The organism is Staphylococcus pragensis (genome assembly GCF_004785665.1).
Classification (GTDB): Bacteria; Bacillota; Bacilli; order Staphylococcales; family Staphylococcaceae; genus Staphylococcus; species Staphylococcus pragensis.
This window is the reverse complement of the sequence record NZ_SRPJ01000001.1, coordinates 746710-768799: the sequence shown is the minus strand read 5'-3', so window position 1 is coordinate 768799 and position 22090 is coordinate 746710. Positions and strand designations below refer to the sequence as shown.

At 32.0% G+C, this 22090-nt stretch carries 21 protein-coding genes and 1 pseudogene; 18 read left to right on the top strand and 4 right to left on the bottom strand.

Translation table 11 applies throughout. From position 1 onward, the window contains the following. The first annotated feature begins 15 nt into the window (after nt 1–15). The 16 genes and pseudogenes from E2558_RS03760 to brnQ3 all read left to right on the top strand — a co-directional run bounded on the left by E2558_RS03760 (nt 16) and on the right by brnQ3 (nt 17630). Nucleotides 16–516, top strand: coding sequence for a PTS sugar transporter subunit IIA (locus tag E2558_RS03760; protein WP_126566867.1), 501 nt, complete (start codon nt 16–18; stop codon nt 514–516). Beyond that, nucleotides 516–737, top strand: coding sequence for a YozE family protein (locus E2558_RS03755; protein WP_103298404.1), 222 nt, complete (start codon nt 516–518; stop codon nt 735–737). Before E2558_RS03760 ends, E2558_RS03755 begins: the two co-directional genes overlap by 1 nt. Nucleotides 738–918: 181 nt before the next feature. Next, on the top strand, nt 919–2391 hold the full coding sequence (locus E2558_RS03750) for a S41 family peptidase (protein ID WP_126566866.1): 1473 nt from the start codon (nt 919–921) through the stop codon (nt 2389–2391). 15 nt (nt 2392–2406) lie between these two features. Beyond that, nucleotides 2407–2913, top strand: coding sequence for a GNAT family N-acetyltransferase (locus E2558_RS03745; RefSeq protein WP_126566865.1), 507 nt, complete (start codon nt 2407–2409; stop codon nt 2911–2913). An 18-nt stretch (nt 2914–2931) separates the two neighbouring features. Continuing rightward, nucleotides 2932–3999: an undecaprenyldiphospho-muramoylpentapeptide beta-N-acetylglucosaminyltransferase gene (locus E2558_RS03740; protein ID WP_126566864.1), complete on the top strand. Its 1068-nt coding sequence runs from the start codon at nt 2932–2934 to the stop codon at nt 3997–3999. Nucleotides 4000–4017: 18 nt separating this feature from the next. After that, nucleotides 4018–4641, top strand: coding sequence for a phosphatase PAP2 family protein (locus E2558_RS03735; RefSeq protein ID WP_126566863.1), 624 nt, complete (start codon nt 4018–4020; stop codon nt 4639–4641). A gap of 204 nt (nt 4642–4845) precedes the next feature. Further along, nucleotides 4846–4955: pseudogene (locus E2558_RS12450) on the top strand (hypothetical protein); the annotation flags it as partial. A gap of 217 nt (nt 4956–5172) precedes the next feature. Continuing rightward, nucleotides 5173–5832, top strand: a complete 660-nt coding sequence (locus E2558_RS03730; protein ID WP_126566862.1) for a response regulator transcription factor — start codon at nt 5173–5175, stop codon at nt 5830–5832. Continuing rightward, a complete protein-coding gene (locus E2558_RS03725; RefSeq protein WP_126566861.1) occupies nt 5829–7190 on the top strand; it encodes a HAMP domain-containing sensor histidine kinase in 1362 nt (453 codons plus the stop codon). The genes E2558_RS03730 and E2558_RS03725 overlap by 4 nt, the downstream gene beginning before the upstream one ends. A gap of 345 nt (nt 7191–7535) precedes the next feature. Beyond that, nucleotides 7536–10343 (top strand): 2-oxoglutarate dehydrogenase E1 component, encoded by a 2808-nt coding sequence (locus tag E2558_RS03720; protein ID WP_126566860.1) that lies wholly within the window; start codon nt 7536–7538, stop codon nt 10341–10343. 11 nt (nt 10344–10354) lie between these two features. Continuing rightward, entirely contained in the window at nt 10355–11635 is a 1281-nt protein-coding gene (gene sucB / locus E2558_RS03715) for a dihydrolipoyllysine-residue succinyltransferase (RefSeq protein WP_126566859.1), read from the top strand. Between the two features lie 670 nt (nt 11636–12305). Beyond that, nucleotides 12306–13112, top strand: coding sequence for a VOC family protein (locus E2558_RS03710; protein WP_126566858.1), 807 nt, complete (start codon nt 12306–12308; stop codon nt 13110–13112). A 37-nt stretch (nt 13113–13149) separates the two neighbouring features. Further along, nucleotides 13150–13353: a DUF6501 family protein gene (locus E2558_RS03705; RefSeq protein ID WP_126567128.1), complete on the top strand. Its 204-nt coding sequence runs from the start codon at nt 13150–13152 to the stop codon at nt 13351–13353. Between the two features lie 109 nt (nt 13354–13462). Next, nucleotides 13463–14254, top strand: coding sequence for an ATP-binding protein (locus E2558_RS03700; protein WP_126566857.1), 792 nt, complete (start codon nt 13463–13465; stop codon nt 14252–14254). Nucleotides 14255–14266: 12 nt separating this feature from the next. Continuing rightward, nucleotides 14267–16156: a vWA domain-containing protein gene (locus E2558_RS03695; RefSeq protein WP_126566856.1), complete on the top strand. Its 1890-nt coding sequence runs from the start codon at nt 14267–14269 to the stop codon at nt 16154–16156. 127 nt (nt 16157–16283) lie between these two features. Beyond that, complete coding sequence (brnQ3, locus tag E2558_RS03690) at nt 16284–17630, top strand: branched-chain amino acid-like transporter carrier protein BrnQ3 (RefSeq protein ID WP_126566855.1); 1347 nt, start codon at nt 16284–16286, stop codon at nt 17628–17630. 52 nt (nt 17631–17682) lie between these two features. On the opposite strand, the gene E2558_RS03685 is transcribed toward brnQ3, so the two are convergent. From E2558_RS03685 to E2558_RS03675, 3 genes are read right to left on the bottom strand one after another with little or no spacing between them, the layout of a single operon-like run. Then, nucleotides 17683–18840, bottom strand: coding sequence for a toxic anion resistance protein (locus E2558_RS03685; RefSeq protein WP_126566854.1), 1158 nt, complete (start codon nt 18838–18840; stop codon nt 17683–17685). Between the two features lie 25 nt (nt 18841–18865). Then, a complete protein-coding gene (locus E2558_RS03680) occupies nt 18866–19492 on the bottom strand; it encodes a 5-bromo-4-chloroindolyl phosphate hydrolysis family protein (RefSeq protein WP_126566853.1) in 627 nt (208 codons plus the stop codon). Between the two features lie 20 nt (nt 19493–19512). Beyond that, nucleotides 19513–19782: an acylphosphatase gene (locus E2558_RS03675; protein ID WP_126566852.1), complete on the bottom strand. Its 270-nt coding sequence runs from the start codon at nt 19780–19782 to the stop codon at nt 19513–19515. A gap of 163 nt (nt 19783–19945) precedes the next feature. Between E2558_RS03675 and msaA the strand changes: the two genes are divergently transcribed. Together msaA and cspA are read left to right on the top strand one after the other, a co-directional pair. Then, nucleotides 19946–20254, top strand: a complete 309-nt coding sequence (gene msaA, locus E2558_RS03670; protein WP_126566851.1) for a regulatory protein MsaA — start codon at nt 19946–19948, stop codon at nt 20252–20254. 204 nt (nt 20255–20458) lie between these two features. After that, nucleotides 20459–20659, top strand: a complete 201-nt coding sequence (gene cspA, locus E2558_RS03665; protein WP_002433901.1) for a cold shock protein CspA — start codon at nt 20459–20461, stop codon at nt 20657–20659. A gap of 164 nt (nt 20660–20823) precedes the next feature. On the opposite strand, the gene lysA is transcribed toward cspA, so the two are convergent. Further along, entirely contained in the window at nt 20824–22089 is a 1266-nt protein-coding gene (gene lysA, locus E2558_RS03660; protein ID WP_126566850.1) for a diaminopimelate decarboxylase, read from the bottom strand. Nucleotide 22090 lies beyond the last annotated feature (1 nt).

Below are 22090 nucleotides of genomic sequence, written 5' to 3'. Positions count from 1 at the left end.
TAGGAGTGAATAAATATGTTTAAAAAATTATTTGGTAAAGGTAAAGAAGTTAACAAAGAAACTGAAATTTATGCACCACTTACAGGTGAATATGTAAAAATCGAAGATATTCCAGATCCTGTATTTGCACAAAAAATGATGGGTGAAGGTTTTGGTATTAATCCTTCTGAAGGTGAAGTAGTATCACCAATTGAAGGTAAAGTAGATAATGTCTTTCCTACAAAACACGCTATTGGGTTGAAAGCTGATAATGGTCTTGAACTTTTAGTACACATTGGTTTAGATACTGTCCAACTGGATGGTCAAGGCTTTGAAATTTTAGTAAATAGTGGTGATACAGTAAAAGTTGGCGACCCATTATTAAAATTTGATTTAGAATATATCAGAAAAAATGCTAAAGATGTCATCTCACCAATTATTATTACTAATTCAGATCAAACTGAATCAATTCATTTCGATGATGTTCAAGCAGTAGTAAAAGGCGAAACAAAAGTCATTGATGTGACTATGAGCTAATGAAGAATCATTCTTTTTACCAATTTGCACTTACTGTCAGAGGAAGAAAAGATAGTAAAGGCGAATTAGCTGAAGAAATTTTTAATGATTTAGCTTTTCCTAAACATGAAAGCGACTTTAATACACTATCTGATTATATTGAGATGCAAAGTGATATTACAGTACCAATGTCAGTATTTGACGATTTATATGAAGAATATACAGAATGGTTGAAATTTTAATTATTCTTGCTAGGGCGGGACGAGGAAATCTTTTTAACAAAAGATTGATTTCTCTCCCGCTTTATTACTTTAAACTTTAAATAGTCTTCTAATTTGCGTTTAACTATAAATAAAGACATACTAGTAATATCTTTTCAAAATAAAGAGTAAATACATATGAAGTAATAGAGGAAGTGTTTGAATGAATCATAATACAGATAAGCATGATGAGCGATTGTCTTCTAATCAAAATGAAGAAGTGTCATCTCCTAAAAAAGTACACTTAAAGATTTGGCAATTTATTCTTATCTTACTGCTTGCTATTATTCTCACTGCAGCATTAACTGTTGCTGCGACGATTGGAATCAATCACAAATTGAGTGGTTTGACTAAAGACGAACGTAAAGAAATGAAAAAAATTGAATACGCCTATAAAACTCTAAATAATGATTATTATAAAAAACAACAATCTAATAAATTAACAGAAGCAGCCATCGACGGTATGGTTAAAGAATTAAAAGATCCATATTCTGAATACATGACTAAAGAAGAAACTAAAAGTTTTAACGAAGATGTTTCAGGTGACTTCGTAGGTATCGGAGCAGAAATGCAGAAGAAAGACAAAGAAATTATGATTACAAGTCCTATTAAAGATTCTCCTGCTGAAAAAGCAGGAATACAACCGAAAGATGTTGTAACTAAAATAAATGGACATTCTGTTGAAGGCAAACCTTTAGATGAAGTAGTCAAAAAGGTGCGTGGTAAAGAAGGTACCACAGTAACACTTACTATTAAACGTGGATCTCAAGAAAAAGATATAGATATTAAACGAGAAAAAATCCATGTTAAAAGCGTAGAATATAAGAAAAAAGATGGTATCGGTATTTTGACCATTAATAAATTCCAAGAAAATACGGCTGGCGAATTAAAAGCGGCAGTACTTAAAGCACATAAAGAAGGTGTTCGCAGTATTGTACTTGATTTACGTAATAATCCGGGTGGCTTATTAGATGAAGCCGTTAAAATGGCTAATATCTTTATCGATAAAGGACAAACTGTTGTTCAACTTGAGAAAGGTAATGATAAAGAATCAATTACGACATCGAATGACGCTTTAAAAGAAGCAAAAGATATGAAAGTGAGCATTTTAGTAAATGAAGGCTCAGCAAGTGCCTCAGAAGTATTTACAGGAGCTCTGAAAGATCATCATAAAGCAAAAGTTTATGGTTCAAAAACGTTTGGTAAAGGTATAGTACAAACAACTCGTGAATTTAGTGATGGTTCATTATTAAAATATACTCAAATGAAATGGTTAACTCCAGATGGCCACTACATTCATGGTAAAGGTATCGAACCAGATGTTAAAATAGCATCTCCTAAGTATCAATCTATTAGTGTCATTCCAACTGATAAAACATATTCAGTAGGAGATAATAATAAAAATGTTAAATCAATTAAGATTGGTTTAAATGCTTTAGGCTATAAAATAAATGACGAATCAAATCAATTTGACTCAGATTTATCTACTAAACTTAAAGCATTTCAATCTGATAATCATTTACCTACTACTGGTAAATTTGATGCTAAAACGAACGACAAATTCACGCAGTTATTAGTTGAAAAATCTAATAAAGAAGATACAGTATTAGATAAATTATTGGATAAACTAAAATAAAGAGGTGTTTTGAAAATGACAATTAGATTAGGTAAAAAAGAAGATATAAATCAAATCGAGACATTAGTTGAAGAAGCAAAACAATTAATGCAAGAACAAGATAATAATCAATGGGATGACAAATATCCTATTGCCGAACATTTTGAAGAAGATATTGATACTGAAACGCTTTATGTATTAGAAGAAGAGAATTCAATTTACGGTTTTATAGTGGTCGACCAACAACAATCAGAATGGTATGATGATTTAGAATGGCCAGTTGATAGAGAAGGTGCTTATGTCATCCACAGATTAGCTGGGTCAAAAAATTATAAAGGTGCAGCTACTGAATTATTTGACTTCGCTGTTCAACTTGCTGAAGATCACGACGTACATGTTATATTAACTGATACGTTTGCGCTTAATAAACCTGCACAAGGCTTATTTGAGAAGTTTGGGTTCGAAAAAGTTGGCGAGGCAGAAATAGACTATCATCCCTTTGATAGAGGTGCACCATTCTATGCATACTATAAAAACATATAAGAATAGAGGTTAATAACTATGACTAAAATAGCATTTACTGGTGGCGGCACAGTCGGACATGTGTCCGTAAATCTAAGTCTCATTCCGACTGCTATTGAAAAAGGTCACACGGCATTTTACATTGGATCTAAAAACGGCATTGAACGTGAAATGATTGAATCTCAATTATCTGAGATTAAATATTATCCAATATCAAGTGGTAAGTTACGTAGATATTTATCTTTTGAAAATGCTAAAGATGTATTCAAAGTATTAAAAGGCGTTCTTGATGCACGTAAAGTATTAAAAAAAGAGAAGCCAGATTTACTATTTTCTAAAGGGGGATTTGTTTCTGTTCCAGTAGTAATAGCCGCTCGTTCATTAAAAATCCCAACAATTATTCATGAGTCAGATTTAACACCTGGTTTAGCAAATAAGATATCTTTAAAATTTGCTAAAAAAATCTACACAACATTCGAGGACACTTTAAATTATCTTCCTAAAGACAAAGCAGATTTTGTAGGTGCAACAATACGTGCAGACTTAAAAGAAGGTAACAAAGAACGTGGTTATCAACTTACAGGCTTTAACAATTCTAAGAAAGTCTTACTTGTAATGGGTGGAAGTTTAGGTAGTAAAAAGTTAAACGATGCGATTCGTGAAAATTTTGAAGCACTGCTTCAAGATTATCAAATCATTCATCTTACAGGTCATGGTTTAATCGATCACTCTATTAATAAGAGTGGATATGTACAATACGAATTTGTGAAAGAGGAACTTACTGACTTACTTGCTATTACGGATACCGTAGTAAGTCGAGCTGGATCAAATGCTATATATGAATTTTTAACGTTACGTATTCCAATGCTTTTAATCCCATTAGGATTAGATCAATCTCGTGGCGACCAAATAGATAATGCTAAAAACTTTGAATCTAAAGGTTATGGCAGAACAATTCCTGAAGATCAGCTCACTCAAGTTAAACTTTTAGAACAATTAAAAGATATTGAAAGTCAACGTGACAGTATCATTAAACAAATGGAAACCTATAATGAAAGTTATACTAGAGAAGATTTGTTTGATAAAATCTTGAACGACGCTTTATAAATACAGGAGGCGTACTTGATGAATCGTGCAAAGCGCATTACATTACTCATAGTTTTCACTCTAATCTTTGGAATTATCGCTTTTTTCCATGAATCAAGATTAGGTAAATGGATTGATACAGAAGTATATGAATTTATTTATTCATCAGAAAGTTTTATAACAACTTCAATTTTGCTAGGCGCAACTAAAATTGGAGAAGTGTGGGCCATGGTTTGTTTATCATTAATGTTTGTAGCTTATTTAATGCTTAAACGCTGTAAAATTGAAGCATTATTTTTTGCAATTGTTATGGCATTATCAGGCATTCTAAACCCTGTATTAAAGAACATCTTTGACCGTGAACGTCCAACATTATTACGTTTAATTGATATCAGTGGTTTTAGTTTCCCTAGTGGACATGCCATGGGTTCAACGTCATTTTTCGGAAGTGCAATGTTTATTGCTAATCGAAGTATGTCTGGTTCTAATAAAGGCATTATCATCGGACTATGTGCCTTATTCATTCTGTTAATTTCAATTTCAAGAGTGTATTTAGGCGTGCATTATCCTACTGATGTTATTGCTGGCATTATTGGCGGCGCTTTCTGTATTGTTTTATCAACATTAATTTTGAAGAAACAACTATATCCAACTTCATATTAATATTTTTCATAAGAGAAGCAGAGTATTCATATTTGAAGCCTGTTTCTCTTTTCTTTTTAGGAAAATGAGGTAAGTGAGAAATAACCAAAAAAGAAAGCAGTGAACCTCGGCATTAGATTCACTACTTTAATTAAAACGTTTAAGCTAATTTTAAAACTTCAACGTTAGTCTTTTACGGGCATATAAAAGGGGAATAACTCGAAAATGATCAACCCTGTAAGAACGAAATATATGTGGGGGGAATTGTCTTAGTCGGTATTGATAATCATTTTCAACTATTATTATACACGACTGATAATCATTGTCAATTAGAAATGTGAAAAATTTAGATTTATTTTGAAGCGTTTAATGTTAAGTCAAAAATTCATCACATCTTACTTTGCTTTAACATACTTGTATGCTTATTTAGAGATATACTATGATAAAATATTACTTATATTATAAAGGGCTAATTGGCCATAATTAGCGGAAATTAATTTTAAATTATTAAACGTATTTGTTAGCTTATTTTCAAAAAAAGAGGTGCAACCATTGACAGATATATTAATAGTAGAGGATGAACAAAATTTAGCTCGATTCCTTGAATTAGAATTAACCCACGATAATTATAACGTGGATATTGAATATGAAGGGCAAGCTGGTTTAGACAAAGCATTAAACAATAGTTATGATTTAATTATTTTAGATTTAATGCTTCCTAATATTAACGGTCTTGAAATATGTCGCCGTGTGCGTCAAGAACAGACTACGCCTATTATTATTATTACAGCCAAAAGTGATACGTATGATAAGGTGACTGGATTAGACTATGGTGCTGATGATTATATTGTAAAACCATTTGAAATAGAAGAGTTATTCGCTAGAATTCGTGCAGTATTACGTCGCCAACCCCAAAAAGATATTATCGACATCAATGGTATTAAAATTGATATCGATGCATTCAAAGTTACCGTTAATGGTGAACAACTTGATTTAACGAAGACAGAATATGATCTATTATACGTATTAGCGACAAACCGTAATCATGTATTACAAAGAGAACAAATTTTAGATCATGTATGGGGGTATGATAGCGAAGTAGAAACGAATGTGGTAGATGTTTATATTCGCTATTTAAGAAATAAATTAAAGCCATTTGGTAAAGAGAAAACAATTGAAACTGTACGTGGTGTAGGGTATGTGATCCGATGATAAAAAAACGTACTTTACAATATAAATGGATGACAATTACGACACTTATTGTGTTTACGACCATCCTTTTATTTTGCTCAATGACTATTTTCTTTCTGAAAGACACATTGCGTAAGGGAGAAATTGATGAAGCCGAGCATAGCTCTAGTGAAATTGTTAATTTAATTCAAACACGCTCTATGGAACATATTTCACCTCTAGATTTAAGTGCATCTTTAGAAAATTTTGAAGAAGTTGTAGTATACAATCAAAATGGTAAAGAAATCATGCATACTTCAAATGAGAGTAGTATGCATATTAAACCACAATTTGATTTAGCAAATATTGAACGCGTAAAAGTTAAAAAGTATAATGGTAGACAATTTCTTATCATGACTGAACCTATTCAAAGTCGTAATTTCCAAGGGTTTATCGTTTTAGTTCATTCACTTGAGGGATATAATAATGTCGTACGTTCCCTTTATATAGTAGCTATTATGTTTGGAGTAGTAGCAACAGTAATTACTGGTGGAATTAGTTATATCATTTCAAGACAAATAACCAAGCCGTTAATAAGAATGTCTAATAAAATGATTCAAATACGACGCGATGGATTCCAAAATAAACTAGAGCTCAATACTAATTATGAAGAAACCGATAATTTAATTGAAACGTTTAACGATATGATGTTTCAAATTGAAGAGTCATTTAATCAACAACGACAATTTGTAGAAGATGCTTCACATGAATTGCGGACACCGCTTCAAATTATTCAAGGACATTTAAATTTAATTAAGCGTTGGGGAAAAAAAGACCCAGAAGTATTAGAGGAATCATTAAATATTTCATTAGAAGAAATGAATCGTATTACAAAACTCGTGGAAGAGTTATTACTTTTAACGAAAGATAAAGTGAATATACAAGCATTAGAAAGTGAAGACGTCGATATTAACGAAGAAATTCGTTCAAGAGTTAAATCATTACAACAATTACATCCCGATTATCAGTTTGATGTTCATTTAGCAAATAAGCCGTTAAACTTGTATATTAATCGCCATCAATTCGAACAATTACTTTTAATTTTTATCGACAATGCGATGAAATATGATAAAGAAAACAAACATATCATTATTAAAACTCAACTTCGAAATAAACAAATAAGTATTGAAATAACGGATCACGGTATGGGTATTCCTAAAGAAGATCAAGAATTTATATTTGATCGCTTTTATCGAGTTGATAAATCAAGAGCTAGAAGCCAAGGAGGTAATGGTCTAGGTCTCTCTATAGCTGAAAAGATTGTGCAACAATATAGTGGCTATATAATGGTTGATAGCAAAGTAAATCAATATACTACTTTTAAAATAATTTTTAAATAATAAAATTGGCTCACTTCATTTTAATTAGAAAAATAACCGCAGATGACTAGGATTGAACTATGTTTTGTTCAATCTTAGTCTTTTTTTAATTCAAGACCTTAAAAATAACGTTATCACTTAAGAAGTTTACAATCCAATACTCTATAATAAAGACTCATTTGGAAGAAATTTCCTCCAAAAAAGGCTTTAAATGATATAAATTACGATACAAAAAAACCTTTTTGGCAAAACTTATTTTTATTCTTCATCCTTTTACATAATATTCAGTCAATAGGCTTTATCAAAGTGTTAAATAATGCTATGATTATTCTGTAAGCGGTTTAACTATTTTGTGGAGGGTATACTATGGCAAAGGATAACAAGGATGTTACGGAAGCTCCTGTAAACTTTGGTGCAAATTTAGGTCTTATGTTAGATTTATATGATGATTATCTACAAGACCCTTCTTCTGTATCTGATGATTTACAAGTTCTTTTTAGTACAATAAAAAATGGTGAAGCTAATATCGAGGCTAAACCTACCACAAAAGGGAGTGGTTCTTCAGCGGATGATAGCACTATCAAACGTATCATGCGCTTAATCGATAACATTAGACAATATGGTCACCTTAAGGCCGATATTTACCCTGTAAATGCTCCTGAAAGAACTAATGTTCCTAAATTAACTATAGAAGATTTTAATTTAGATAAAGCGACATTAGAACAAATTTCTGCTGGCATTGTTTCTGAACATTTTAGTGATATTTATGACAATGCATATGAAGCAATTGAGCGTATGGAAAAACGCTATAAGGGACCTATTGCATTCGAATATAACCATATTAACAACAATAAAGAGCGTACATGGTTAAAACGTCGAATTGAAACACCTTATAAAGCAAATATTAATAATGATGAAAAGAAAAAATTATTCGAAACACTAGCACATGTTGAAGGCTTTGAAAAGTATCTACATAAAAACTTCGTAGGGGCAAAACGTTTCTCAATCGAAGGTGTAGACACATTAGTGCCTATGTTACAACATACTCTAAAACGTGCTGCAGAAGTAGAAATTCAGAATATTCAAATCGGCATGGCCCATCGTGGACGTTTAAATGTCTTAACTCATGTATTAGAAAAACCATACGAAATGATGATTTCAGAATTCATGCACACTGATCCAATGAAGTTTTTACCTGAAGATGGAAGCTTAGAATTAACTTCTGGTTGGACAGGTGACGTTAAATATCACTTAGGTGGCGTTAAAACAACTTCTTCTTATGGTATAGAACAACGCATTTCACTTGCAAACAACCCAAGTCATTTAGAAATTGTAGCGCCAGTTGTTATTGGAAAAACACGTGCTGCTCAAGATGATACTCATCATAATGGTGGTCCTTCTACTGACTTCCATAAAGCTATGCCTATCATAGTCCATGGTGATGCAGCTTACCCAGGTCAAGGTATCAATTTCGAAACAATGAATTTAAGTAATTTAGATGGCTATTCTACAGGAGGCGCCTTACATATCATTACGAATAACCGTATTGGTTTTACAACTGAACCAGTTGATGGTCGTTCTACAACATATTCTTCTGATATTGCTAAAGGTTATGATGTGCCTATCTTACATGTTAATGCTGATAATGTAGAAGCAACAATTGAAGCAATTGATATCGCAATGGATTTCAGAAAAGAATTCCACAAAGACTTCGTAATTGATTTAGTAGGTTATCGTCGTTACGGGCATAACGAAATGGATGAACCATCAATTACAAACCCTGTTCCATATCAAAATATTCGTAAACATGATTCTGTTGAAATTATTTATGGTAACAAACTAGTAGATGAAGGCGTTATTAACAAAGAGCAAATGAATGAAATTATGGATAATGTCCAAAAATCTATGCGTTCAGCTCAAGATAAACTTGATAAAGCCGATAAAATGGATAATCCTGATATGGAAAAACCTGAATCTTTACAACAACCTTTACAAAGCGATGATAAGGACTTCACATTCGATCATCTGAAAGAAATTAATGATGCGATGTTAACTTATCCAGAAGATTTCCATGTGTTGAAAAAGCTAGATAAAGTGCTTGAAAAACGTAGAGAACCATTCGAAAAAGAAGACGGTTTAGTGGATTGGGCACAAGCAGAACAACTTGCATTTGCAACAATTGTTCAAGACGGTATCTCAGTTCGTTTAACTGGACAAGACAGTGAAAGAGGTACATTTAGTCATAGACATGCTGTTTTACATGATGAGGAAAATGGAGATGTTTACACACCTTTACATCATGTTCCTGATCAAAAAGCTACATTTGAAGTTCACAATAGTCCATTATCTGAAGCAGCTGTTGTTGGCTTTGAATATGGCTACAACGTTGAGAACAAAGAAAGCATGAATATTTGGGAAGCTCAATATGGTGACTTCTCGAACATGGCTCAAATGATATTTGATAACTTCATGTCTTCTGGCCGTGCTAAATGGGGTGAAAGAACCGGTTTAACACTATTCTTACCACATGCGTTTGAAGGTCAAGGTGCTGAGCACTCTTCAGCACGACTTGAAAGATTTTTACAATTAGCAGCTGAAAATAATAGTACAGTGGTTAACTTATCAAGTTCAAGTAACTACTTCCATTTATTAAGAGCACAAGCTAAAAGTTTAGGCACAGAAGCTATGAGACCTTTAATTATTATGTCACCAAAAAGCTTGTTGAGAAACAAAACTGTTGCTCAACCAATTGAAAAATTTACATCTGGTGGATTTAAACCAATCCTTGTAGATGAAGCTGAAAAAGATAAAGTGACTAAAGTTATTCTAGCTTCAGGAAAAATGTTTATTGATTTAAAAGAACATTTAGCTAAAAATCCTAACGAATCTATTTTACTAGTGGCTGTGGAAAGATTATATCCATTCCCTGAAGAAGAAATTAGAGAAGTATTAAATGGATTACCTAATCTTGAAACTGTTTCATGGGTTCAAGAAGAACCTAAAAACCAAGGTGCTTGGTTATTTGTATATCCATACTTAAAATCTCTTGTAGGTAATGAATATAATTTAAGTTATCATGGCAGAATTCAACGTGCAGCACCAGCCGAAGGTGATGGAGAAATTCATAAACTTGTTCAAAATAAAATTATTGAAAGTAGCACTCAAAATAACTAGGGGGAAATAATATGGCAGAGGTAAAAGTTCCAGAATTAGCAGAATCTATTACAGAGGGTACTATTGCAGAATGGTTAAAAAACGTAGGTGACAGCGTTGAAAAAGGTGAAGCCATTCTTGAATTAGAAACTGATAAAGTTAATGTTGAAGTTGTATCTGAAGAAGAAGGTGTTCTACAAGAACAACTTGCTTCTGAAGGCGATACAGTTGAAGTAGGTCAAGTTATTGCAACAGTTGGAGAAGGTAGCGGAAATAACGCTTCTAGCAGCAGTAATGAACAATCGACTGAAGATCAAAAAGATGAAAACGTTGAGAAAAACGAAGGTAAAGAAACAGAAGCACCTTCAACTAGCTTAAATGAATCAGAACAATCTTCATCTAATAACCAGCGTGTTAATGCAACACCATCTGCACGTCGTCATGCTCGTGAGAACGGTGTAGATTTAAGTTCAGTTTCTGGTAAAGGTAATGATGTAGTACGTAAAGAAGATGTTGATAATAGCCAAAAAGCAAGTCAATCTCAAGCTACTCAATCTTCACAAGATAGTAAACCACAAGAAACTAAAAAATCATCAAGCACACCAAATAAACCAGTTATTCGTGAAAAAATGTCACGTAGAAAGAAAACAGCTGCTAAAAAATTATTAGAAGTATCTAATAACACAGCAATGTTAACTACATTTAATGAAGTAGACATGACAAATGTTATGGAACTACGTAAACGTAAAAAAGAACAATTTATCAAAGATCATGATGGTACAAAATTAGGCTTTATGTCATTCTTCACTAAAGCAGCTGTGGCAGCATTGAAGAAATATCCAGAAGTAAACGCTGAAATTGATGGCGACGATATGATTACTAAACAATATTATGATATCGGCGTAGCCGTTTCAACTGACGATGGTTTATTAGTACCATTTGTAAGAGATTGCGATAAAAAGAACTTTGCTGAAATTGAAAGAGCAATCGCTGACTTAGCAGTAAAAGCACGTGAGAAAAAACTTGGTTTAGATGACATGGTTAATGGCTCATTCACAATCACTAATGGTGGTATCTTCGGTTCAATGATGAGTACACCAATTATCAATGGTAATCAAGCTGCTATTTTAGGTATGCACTCAATTATCACTCGTCCAATCGCGATTGATAAAGACACAATTGAGAACAGACCAATGATGTATATTGCATTAAGTTACGACCACAGAATTATCGACGGTAAAGAAGCAGTAGGATTCTTAAAAACAATTAAAGAACTTATCGAAAGTCCAGAAGATCTATTACTAGAAAGCTAATCACAAAGGAATACAACCTCGTAAATATTTAATACAACGGCGTTTATCGTCGTTGTATTTTTTTGGTTGGAAGAGGCGAAAATCATTAGAGACGTCACTTGAGCTTATTTAAGTTAAAATAGGCTTGTTTAATTAAGGTGCAGCATTTTTACGTCAATAAGCGTATTACTCTGATTTATAATAATCATGGCATTAAAGGTTAAATGAAAAGTCTGTCAAAGCATAAGAACGTTAATAAATTCAAAGTATATAAGTGCAAATAAAGACATAGAATGTGACTATTTAAAAAATATATACTTGCAAGTAAATCAATTCATTAATTGTAGTAATCATATATTTTTGATTGCATATTAAAATGTAATCAATGTTGATAATTCTCGAAAACATCTAAAAAACGAACTTTTCTACCAAAAACTCTAACCAAATAAATATATACTTTTTATAAAAATAAACTCCCCTCTCTATATTTTAAAGGGTAGGGGAGTGGTAAAATGCTGAATTTATATTTTCTAATGATTTTAAATTATCGAACTAAATATGTTTAATTAATATATAAAGTTCGTCTTAATAGTAAACGATATAAATAGTAATCTCCAATAGTTCATCATATAATTCGCATGAAAAATACGTTATAATAATTGAGAAAAGATAAATATAGGGGTGTCAGTTAATGATCGGACTTAGAAGTGTCACATTAGGGACAAGTGATCTTTCTAACACAAAGAAATTATTTAAAGATATCTTAGGTCTTAATGTTGCATCTAAAAATCAAGCTTTACGATTTGGTGATGCAGATTTAAGCCCAGGAACTCGTATACATTTTGTTGAAGTTCCAAATGAAACATATCAAAACCAACACATTTCTAGTGTAGGATTAAGAACTCCATCTGATGCAGGTCTTGAAGAATATCAACAAATCTTAAAAGATAACGATATTGAATATAGTTCAATAACCGAGTTAAACGGCAACAAACATTTTAGTTTCAAAGACACTAATCAACAAATTTTTGATATTTATTCAAATGAGCACAATACTGGAATTGGCTTAGGTACGCCGACATTTGAAAGTTCAGTTAATCCACTTCATCAATTACAAGGTCTAGGGCCAATCATTATTAAAGTAAATGAAATGCCTGTGACAGCTTCTATTTTTAAAAATGTATTCAATTTAGTACATTATGCAGAATATGAATCTACTGAGTTTCCAAACCAAGTTATTCAAGTATTTAAAATCGGTGAAGGTGGTCTAGGCGGCGAAATCCACTTATATCAACCTAAAGAAGAAATAGAAATGGTTGAGGAAGGTATCGTTGAACAAGTTGAATTTAGCGCTAATTCATCTGAGGATTTTGAAAATGCTAAAAAAGAGTTAGATGAAATTGGAATCCCTTATCAAATGTTAAATCAAGGTGATGCTAAATCAATTCGTATCACTGAAAATAGTGGCATCTCATTCATTTATACTTTAGAAAAATAAATTATACTAGTTCATTATTGGAGGAATATATATGGCTATGTTACATGAAACATGGAAAGAGCGTACACCAATTAAAAAAGTTGAAGTTACTAATACAGATGCTAAGAAATTTACAGTTTCTGACATGTTAACTATCGGCAAACAATATGATGTAATTAATGAAACTGAAGAATATTATCAAATTATTGATAATTCTGGTTTAGTTGGTGGTTATTACAAAGATTATTTTAAAGAAATTTAAGACTGCCAATCATTTTTAAACATGTTGTTCAATTTAAGACTCGGGAGTTAAAAAAAGACTCCTTAGTCTATTTTTTTCATTTTTAAAGAAAGAAGGAGTTTAAATTATTATGGTACAAAATCAATATATCAATTCTGATGAATCTGTATTTAATGATGCAAAAGCATTATTTAAATTAAATAAAAATATCTTACTTAAAGGCCCAACTGGTTCTGGTAAAACGAAATTAGCGGAAACTTTAAGTGAAACGGTTAATACGCCTATGCATCAAGTTAACTGTTCTGTGGATTTAGATGCTGAAAGTTTATTAGGATTTAAAACAATTAAAACAAACGATGAAGGTCGCCAAGAAATTGTCTTTATTGATGGTCCTGTTATTAAAGCAATGCGTGAAGGTCATATCTTATATATCGATGAAATTAATATGGCTAAACCTGAAACATTACCAATTTTAAACGGTGTATTAGATTATCGTCGTCAACTCACTAATCCATTCACTGGAGAAGTAATTAAAGCTGCGCCTGGTTTCAATGTTATTGCTGCTATTAACGAAGGGTATGTAGGCACATTACCAATGAACGAAGCACTTAAAAACCGTTTTGTTGTAATTCAAGTAGATTACATTGATGGTGACATCTTAAAAGAAGTTATTAAACAACAAAGTAATTTGCAGGATGATAAAATCATTGAACAAATTATTAAATTCAATGAAGATTTACGTACAATGTCTAAACAAGGTCAAATTTCAGAAGAGGCAGCTAGTATTCGTGCACTTATTGACTTAAGTGATTTAATTACCGTGATGCCTATTGAACGTGCGATTCAACGAACAATTATTGATAAATTGGAAGACGAACGTGAACAACAAGCGATTAAAAATGCAATTGAACTAAACTTTTAGAGAGGGATTAATATGAGTGATCGTTTTATAAAATTTAATGATGAGCAACTCGATGCTAAACAAGTCATGATGTTACAAGACTTAGCGCGCTTACTTCTAAAAAACGAACAAACACAGGTTAAAATTCAAAAATTCCCTTTTTATGATCCGATTAATAATACACTTATCACTAGTTGGTTTTGGTCTCATCGTCCTGCTGAAATTGAAAATGCAGGTTTAAAAACGGATGTAATGTTAGCTGCATATGGCTATCAAATGATGGATGAAAAAATTGTGAATGAAGTACTTCATGAAGATGAGTTTGAACATCCTAAGTTTTATCATCAACTCTTCCGTCTTTTAGAAGATATGCGTGTTTTTAACCACATCCGTAATGAACGACCAAGTACAGCTAAACTCATTGATTTACGCCTGCAAACACGTTTATCTTATACTGAATCGCAAATTACTTTTTATAAAACTAAGACGGTTTATACTGACTTACTATTTTTATATTTAGAACGTGCATTTTTAAGTCAAAATTTCTTTGATATTCCAATGATGCATCCACAATTTGATGATATTTTAAATCATATGTTCCAGTATTTGCCTAACTTTTTCCAAAATGAAACTTCTGAAGATAATATGTATTTAGCACAACGTATTATGTTTCAAATTGATGATATGTTAAGTAAGGACATGCTAAATGAATATTATTATCTTCCTAGACGAGTTTATGAAGCGATACATGAATTAGCATATGAGGATATTAAACGTACCGATGCCAGCAATGTAGACGGTCATGACAATACGAGTGAGGATACTGATGCTGAAACTGCTGAAGCTGAAACGAATGCCCAGGATAGCAAGTCTGAGGGTGGCGCTTACTTGGAAATGGAATTGCATGAAGGTGAAAACAGTGATGTTTTAAGTGATAATGATACGGCGCGTGAAGGCGATTCTACTGATGACATGACAGATATGATGACTAAAAAAGGACGTGGATCTGATACTACGCTTAATAATGATGAAGGTGGTTCAATTGGTCAAAATCCTTCATTTGCCCTTAAAGGTATTAATGAAAACGTCGAAATCAAATGGAATGTGCCTGATATTGAAACAGAATATCTTTTAGAATATCAAAATGTGAAGAATGATGTTCAATTTGAAACAAAAGACTTAATCCAAATTATTAAGAAAACAATTGATCGTGAGCATGTTGATGAACGTCACAATCTTACAAAAGGACGTTTACAACGTGATTTAATCAATTGGTTTATTGATGATCAATATAAATTATTTTATAAAAAACAAGATTTAAGTAAAACGTTTGATGCTACATTTACATTATTAATTGATGTTTCTGCAAGTATGTTTGATAAAATGAATGAAACAATTAAAGGTGTTGTATTATTCCACGAGACGCTGAAATCATTGAATGTTAAACATGAAATACTTGCTTTTAATGAAGATGCATTTGATACAGATGATAATAAACAGCCTAATATCATTGATGAGATTGTTCATTATGATTATTCAACTATGGATAAAAGTGGTCCGCGTATTATGTCATTACATCCTCAAGATGATAATCGTGACGGGGTAGCAATACGAATAGCTAGTGAACGCTTATTAAGACGTAGTCATAATCAACGTTTCTTAATTGTCTTTTCAGATGGTGAGCCATCAGCATTTAATTATGCACAGGATGGTATTTTAGATACGTATGAAGCTGTTGAAATGGCTCGTAAATATGGGATAGAAGTATTCAATGTATTTTTAAGTCAAGATACGATTACAGAAGATATAGAACAAACTATCCATAATATTTACGGTCAATATGCGTTGTTTGTAGAGGGAGTAGAGAATCTGCCAGCTCATTTATCTCCATTACTTAAAAAATTATTACTAAAATCTTTTTAAAAATAAAATTAATAATCAGAAAATATAATTAATGTTTTTAAATTTTCTGAATTTACATAGACTTGCAAATCCTTTTTATGGTAGAATGTTAACTATTGCACATATATACATAAAAAGGAGCAATTCTATGAATAGAAATACCTGGATAATGGGATTCATGCTATTTGCCATGTTTTTTGGTGCTGGTAATCTCATTTTTCCTCCTAAATTAGGGCAGGATAGTGGTCAATATTTTTGGTGGGCAATGATTCCTTTCTGCTTAACAGGCATAGGTTTGCCTTTGCTAGGCGTAATTGTAGGAGCCTTTGATAATAGAGGTTACATAGGTTCACTCAGTAAAATTTCGCCTAAATTCTCTATGATTTTTTTAATTATTATTTATTTAACTATCGGGCCTCTTTTCGCGATACCACGTACTGGTTCCACAGCGTTTGAAATGACAGTGACGCCAATTGCACACACTAATAGTAATGTGGCATTATTCATATTTACTCTCATTTACTTTTTAATTGTCTTGTATTTATGCATCAACCCGAATAAGATAGTAGATCGTATTGGTTCACTACTTACGCCATTGTTATTAATTACAATTTTAGCAATGATTATTAAAGGATTTGTAGATTTTGGAAGTAATAGTCATTCAAACGGAGACGCCGATGTATATACATCTACATTAAGTAGCTTTACTAAAGGTTTTACAGAAGGTTATTTAACTATGGATGCTATCGCTTCAATCGCATTTTCAATGATTGTTGTGAATGCCATTAAATCTACAGGGGAACGTCAAAGAAATAATATCTTTAAACAAACAGTTATGGCAGGTCTTATTGCAGCCGTAGCATTAATATTTATTTATGTTTCGTTAGGTTATATAGGTAACCATATGTTGATAAATCATCAGACGCTTGATAACTTAGCTGCTAAAAACCAAAATATTGGTGCATACTTATTAACCAATATGGCAACTCAAGGATTCGGTATTTTTGGAAAATATTTACTAGGTATTATCGTAGCATTAGCTTGTCTAACTACTGCATGTGGATTAATTGTTTCTGTAAGTCAATATTTCCATAGTTTATATCCAAAAATCTCTTATAAAATTTACACCGTTATATTTACTCTAATAAGTTTTGTATTAGCAAATCTTGGACTAAATTCAGTTATCTCTATGTCAGTCCCAGTATTAAGTATTATTTATCCAATTGCAATTACGGTAATTTTATTGATTTTAATTGCCCAATTTATTCCAACCAAACCGATTGCTCAACAGATTCCTATTATCGTAGTAAGTTGTATTTCTGTATTAAGCACTATTTCATCAAATGGTTGGGTCAAGATTGCATTTATAGATGAACTACCTTTAAAACAAGTTGCCTTAGAATGGTTACCAATTGCAATTATTGCTACTATTATAAGCTACATTATTTCTATATTTGTAAAACAAGATTATATTCAATATCAAAATGATAAGTAATGAGAAAGAGCACATCACTTATAGTAGGTGATGTGCTCTTTAGTCTAGGCATTTATTCTTTTCTCATTGTTAATAAATGTTGCTTAAGTTCATTTTCTAAACCGCTGAGTTCTCGTTCAGCTTCTTGACGTTTTTGACGACCATTTTGCTGAATTTGAAGCGTTTGTTCAATTGTTTCAATAATATCACTTTGCGTTGTTTTAAGCGTTTCGATGTCTACAATGCCACGTTCATTTTCAGTAGCAGTTTCAATCGCATTTTGTTTCAACATCGCTGCATTTTGCGTTAACAAATCATTCGTTGTGTCTGTAACAGCACGTTGTGCACTTACTGCATTGCGTTGTCTCATTAACGTAAGGGCAATTGCCATTTGATTCTTCCATAGTGGAATACTTGTAAGTATTGAACTTTGAATTTTCTCAGCCAACGCTTGGTTAACATTTTGAATCATTCGAATTTGCGGGGCAGTTTGAATCGCAATTTGTCTTGATAATTGTAAATCATAAATACGCTTATCCAGACGATCGACAAACTGTTGCATATCTGCCACGGCTTGAATATCCATTTGATTGCCAGTTTGTTCGGCATGTTGTTGTAATTTAGGAATATCATTAGTAAGAATTTCCTGTTTTTTACGTTTAGCTGCAGCAATATATAATGTAACGTCATCGAAATACGTCTTATTTTGTTCATATAATCCATCTAACAATTGAATATCTTTTGATAGATTATTCTTATGTTTATCTAATTGAATCGTAATACGATCTATTTGTGAACTTACTGACTGCATTCTTGAGAACACTTCGTTGATTGAAGCTTTTGTTCTTTTGAAAAGACGTTTTAATTTAGATTGCTTTTCCGGATTTAAATCATCTGGATTTACAGATTTGAGTTTAGACATAAGTTGATTCAATGCGTCACCAACAGGACCAATTTCTTTAGCTTGAACTTCATCTAACATACGATGTGAGAATTGAGACATATTTTGTTGTAGATGAGAACCAAAGGCTAATAAACCATCATTATCTAACGGTTTAATCTGTTGACTGATTGAATCAATTTTTTTAAGTTCATTCTCATTAAATTGATGCTCAAAATCTTCAGCAATTGTGTTCTGAGAAAGATTAGGGCTATTACTAGTATTTAACTGCTGTTGTTCTATATAATCATCTAATGGATGTGAGTTAATAAATTGTTCTTCTTTCGTCATTTATATCTTCGCTCCATTCTTTAAGTTAACTATCTTTATGACGATTTTGTTCAAGACGATTAAGTTCCATCTCAACATCTAATCGCTCATAATCGTCTTCATTTAAACGTTTTAAATCTGCAATCAACGTGCGCTTTACTTCGTCTAATGTAATACGTGTTTGTTCCAGTTTTTGTTTCTCTGATGCTGATTTCTTTGGCATTTTTGATAAACGCGTGTAAGACTCAATTAAATTTAATGCATTATCAATATGAGAATAGAAGAAACTCTCAACTTTGAAAAACAAACCTGGTCTTTGCTTTACAGCCACGTGAATAGATTTCGAAATGCGATAAATATCATTAATTTGACGAAAATCTTTAAGCGATCGCACATTAACATAAGATCTTAATATATTTCTAATTTTATCTTGCGATTGATTTAACTGATTTCTAACAAAGCGATAATCTCTACGTGATAAGCCTATTTCAGTTAAATATTTTTTTGACGTTAAGCGTTGAGTAGGGAAGTAAGATACAAAAAACATCCCAATACCTATTAAGGCGTCTAGTATAAATGAAAGATCAAACCCAAATAAACTTACCGCCCATGAAATAATAGCTACTGGAATCCCTACTAAAACGCCTATGAATCGAGAAATATTATATCTCAAATGGCATCTTCCTTTATATTTTAAATCGATTGAAATTCTGAATATTGTTTATCGTTATGAACATCTTCAATAGTATAATTATCAACAGAAGAAGCTGGTGATGCGCCATTTATAACGGCATTTATAAATTGTTCTAAGTCTGCTTCTTTACCTTGAGCATAAATTTCAACATAGTCTTCCACATTTTGAACGGTTCCTACAATATTATATTTCTGAGCTAATTTCTCTGTATAGTAACGAAAACCTACACCTTGAACTGTTCCAAATACTTGTAAATGCTTATGTTGCATAATATCACCTCTTATTACTATTATACGAACTTTAGCATCAAAAAACTAATATTTACTATCACATTAGATAGAGGTCGGCCAAAAGTATGAGCCGTAAAACTTGAATTCATTTATATTAGAGTTAAAATAATTTTATAGTTTTAATTTGAGAGGGGAATTGACGATGTGGACAGTTGCAAAGATTAAAGCTGACTACGAGGGATGGTGGTTATTTAGCGACTGGACAGATAAAATCATTGAACAACATCATTTCGATAGTTATGAAGACATGTTGGGAAATTATAAAAAAATTATTAATGCAAGCAAACAATATTATGATAATTATGTAATTGGGAAATATAATATTCATGCATTTTATAATAATTGCGATTTAAATTTTTGTGAAGATTGCGATGAAGATTTACAAATATTTTATAGTTTTATTGTATTAAATAATAATGAAGTTTATTATAATCTGCCAAAAATTAATTAAAAGACAATTTTCTATAATTGTATTGCAATTTAATTCGAACTAACATATAATAGCTATTAAGCAATGGTTTTATTCCATATTGCAAAGAATATCTGTAAGAGTTATATATAGCGTTTTGTTATTCATACATAATTGTCACATGTATTTTTTGTAATATGCGAATAACGCATATTGAAAGAATTTAGTCTTGGAGGTTTCAGAATTATGAAACAAGGTACAGTTAAATGGTTTAACGCTGAAAAAGGTTTTGGTTTTATCGAAGTTGAAGGTGAAAACGACGTATTCGTACACTTTTCAGCAATTAACCAAGATGGTTATAAATCATTAGAAGAAGGTCAATCAGTTGAATTTGAAGTAGTTGAAGGCGATCGCGGTCCTCAAGCTGCAAACGTTGTTAAACTATAATAAATAGATTGTAAAATATTGACTTTATTGACACCTTACCAAGATGTAAGGTGTTTTTTATTGCTCAATTTTAAGGAATATATAAAAGCCATATTCTATCCTTCATTTAAAAGGTTTAGAATATGGCTATATCTATTTATACAAACATCGCTCAGTAACTACGTTTATTTAGTATCATTAATGATTAATTGACGTAATGATTGACGTTTAATGACTTCACGTGCTTTTCCATCCTTTAAGAAGAAAACAGGTGGTTTCTGCATTTGATTGTAATTAGAAGCCATAGAATAATGATAAGCGCCTGTAGAAAGAATTGCTAGGTAATCACCACGTTGAACAGAAGCAGGGAGTTTTGCATCACGAATAATAATATCGCCTGATTCACATAATTTACCTGCAATTGTTACTGTTTCATTAGCTTCTTCATGACGATTCACTAATAATGCTTGATATTTAGCTCCATATAATGCAGTTCTAATATGATCACTCATACCGCCATCAATTGAAACATATTTATTAACTTCAGGAATTTCTTTGATTGTACCAACTTCATATAAAGTAATACCAGCCTCTCCAACAATTGAACGGCCTGGTTCAATACCAATTTCTGGCACTTCATAGTTTAAACGCTCTGTTTCAGCTTTGATAGCATCTGTAATTTCTGCGATGCCTTCTTCAATAGGGAAACTAACGTCTCCTTCAACATATTTGATACCGAAACCGCCACCTAGGTTAAGTAATTCAACTTTAATATCATTTTCAGAAAGCCAATTAAGTACGATCTTAGCAGTTTCGATCATCGCTTCAGTTCCTTCAATTTGAGAACCAATATGGAAATGAATACCTTTTAAATGTAAACGTTTAGAGTCACGTACTTTATTAACTGCTTCAATCGCTAAACCATGGCGAATTGATAAACCAAATTTGCTATCTTCTTGGCCAGTTTGAATAAACTCATGCGTATGTGCCTCAACACCAGGGTTAACACGTAAGACTACATTGACTGTATCGCTTGCATATCTATCAATTAAATCGATTTCTTCAAGCGAATCGATGACAAAGTAACCAACGCCACTTTCTAAAGCGTATTGAATTTCACGTTTTGTTTTGTTGTTACCATGGAAGTGGATTTTGCTAGGATCAAATTTAGCTTCTAACGCTGTGTACAGTTCACCTTCAGAAACTACGTCTAATTGTAAATCTTCTTCTTGAACTAATTTGACCATTTGAATACATGTAAATGCTTTTGAAGCATATGAAATATTATATTTTAAACCGCTTTTTTGAAAAGCTGAGTGATATCTACGCATTTGATTGCGGATTTCATCTTCATCATAAACAATAGTAGGGGTACCAAAGCTTTGAGCAAGTGTTTTTAAACTTGTACCTGCCATTGTTAACTCACCATATTCATTATATTTAACTGCCATT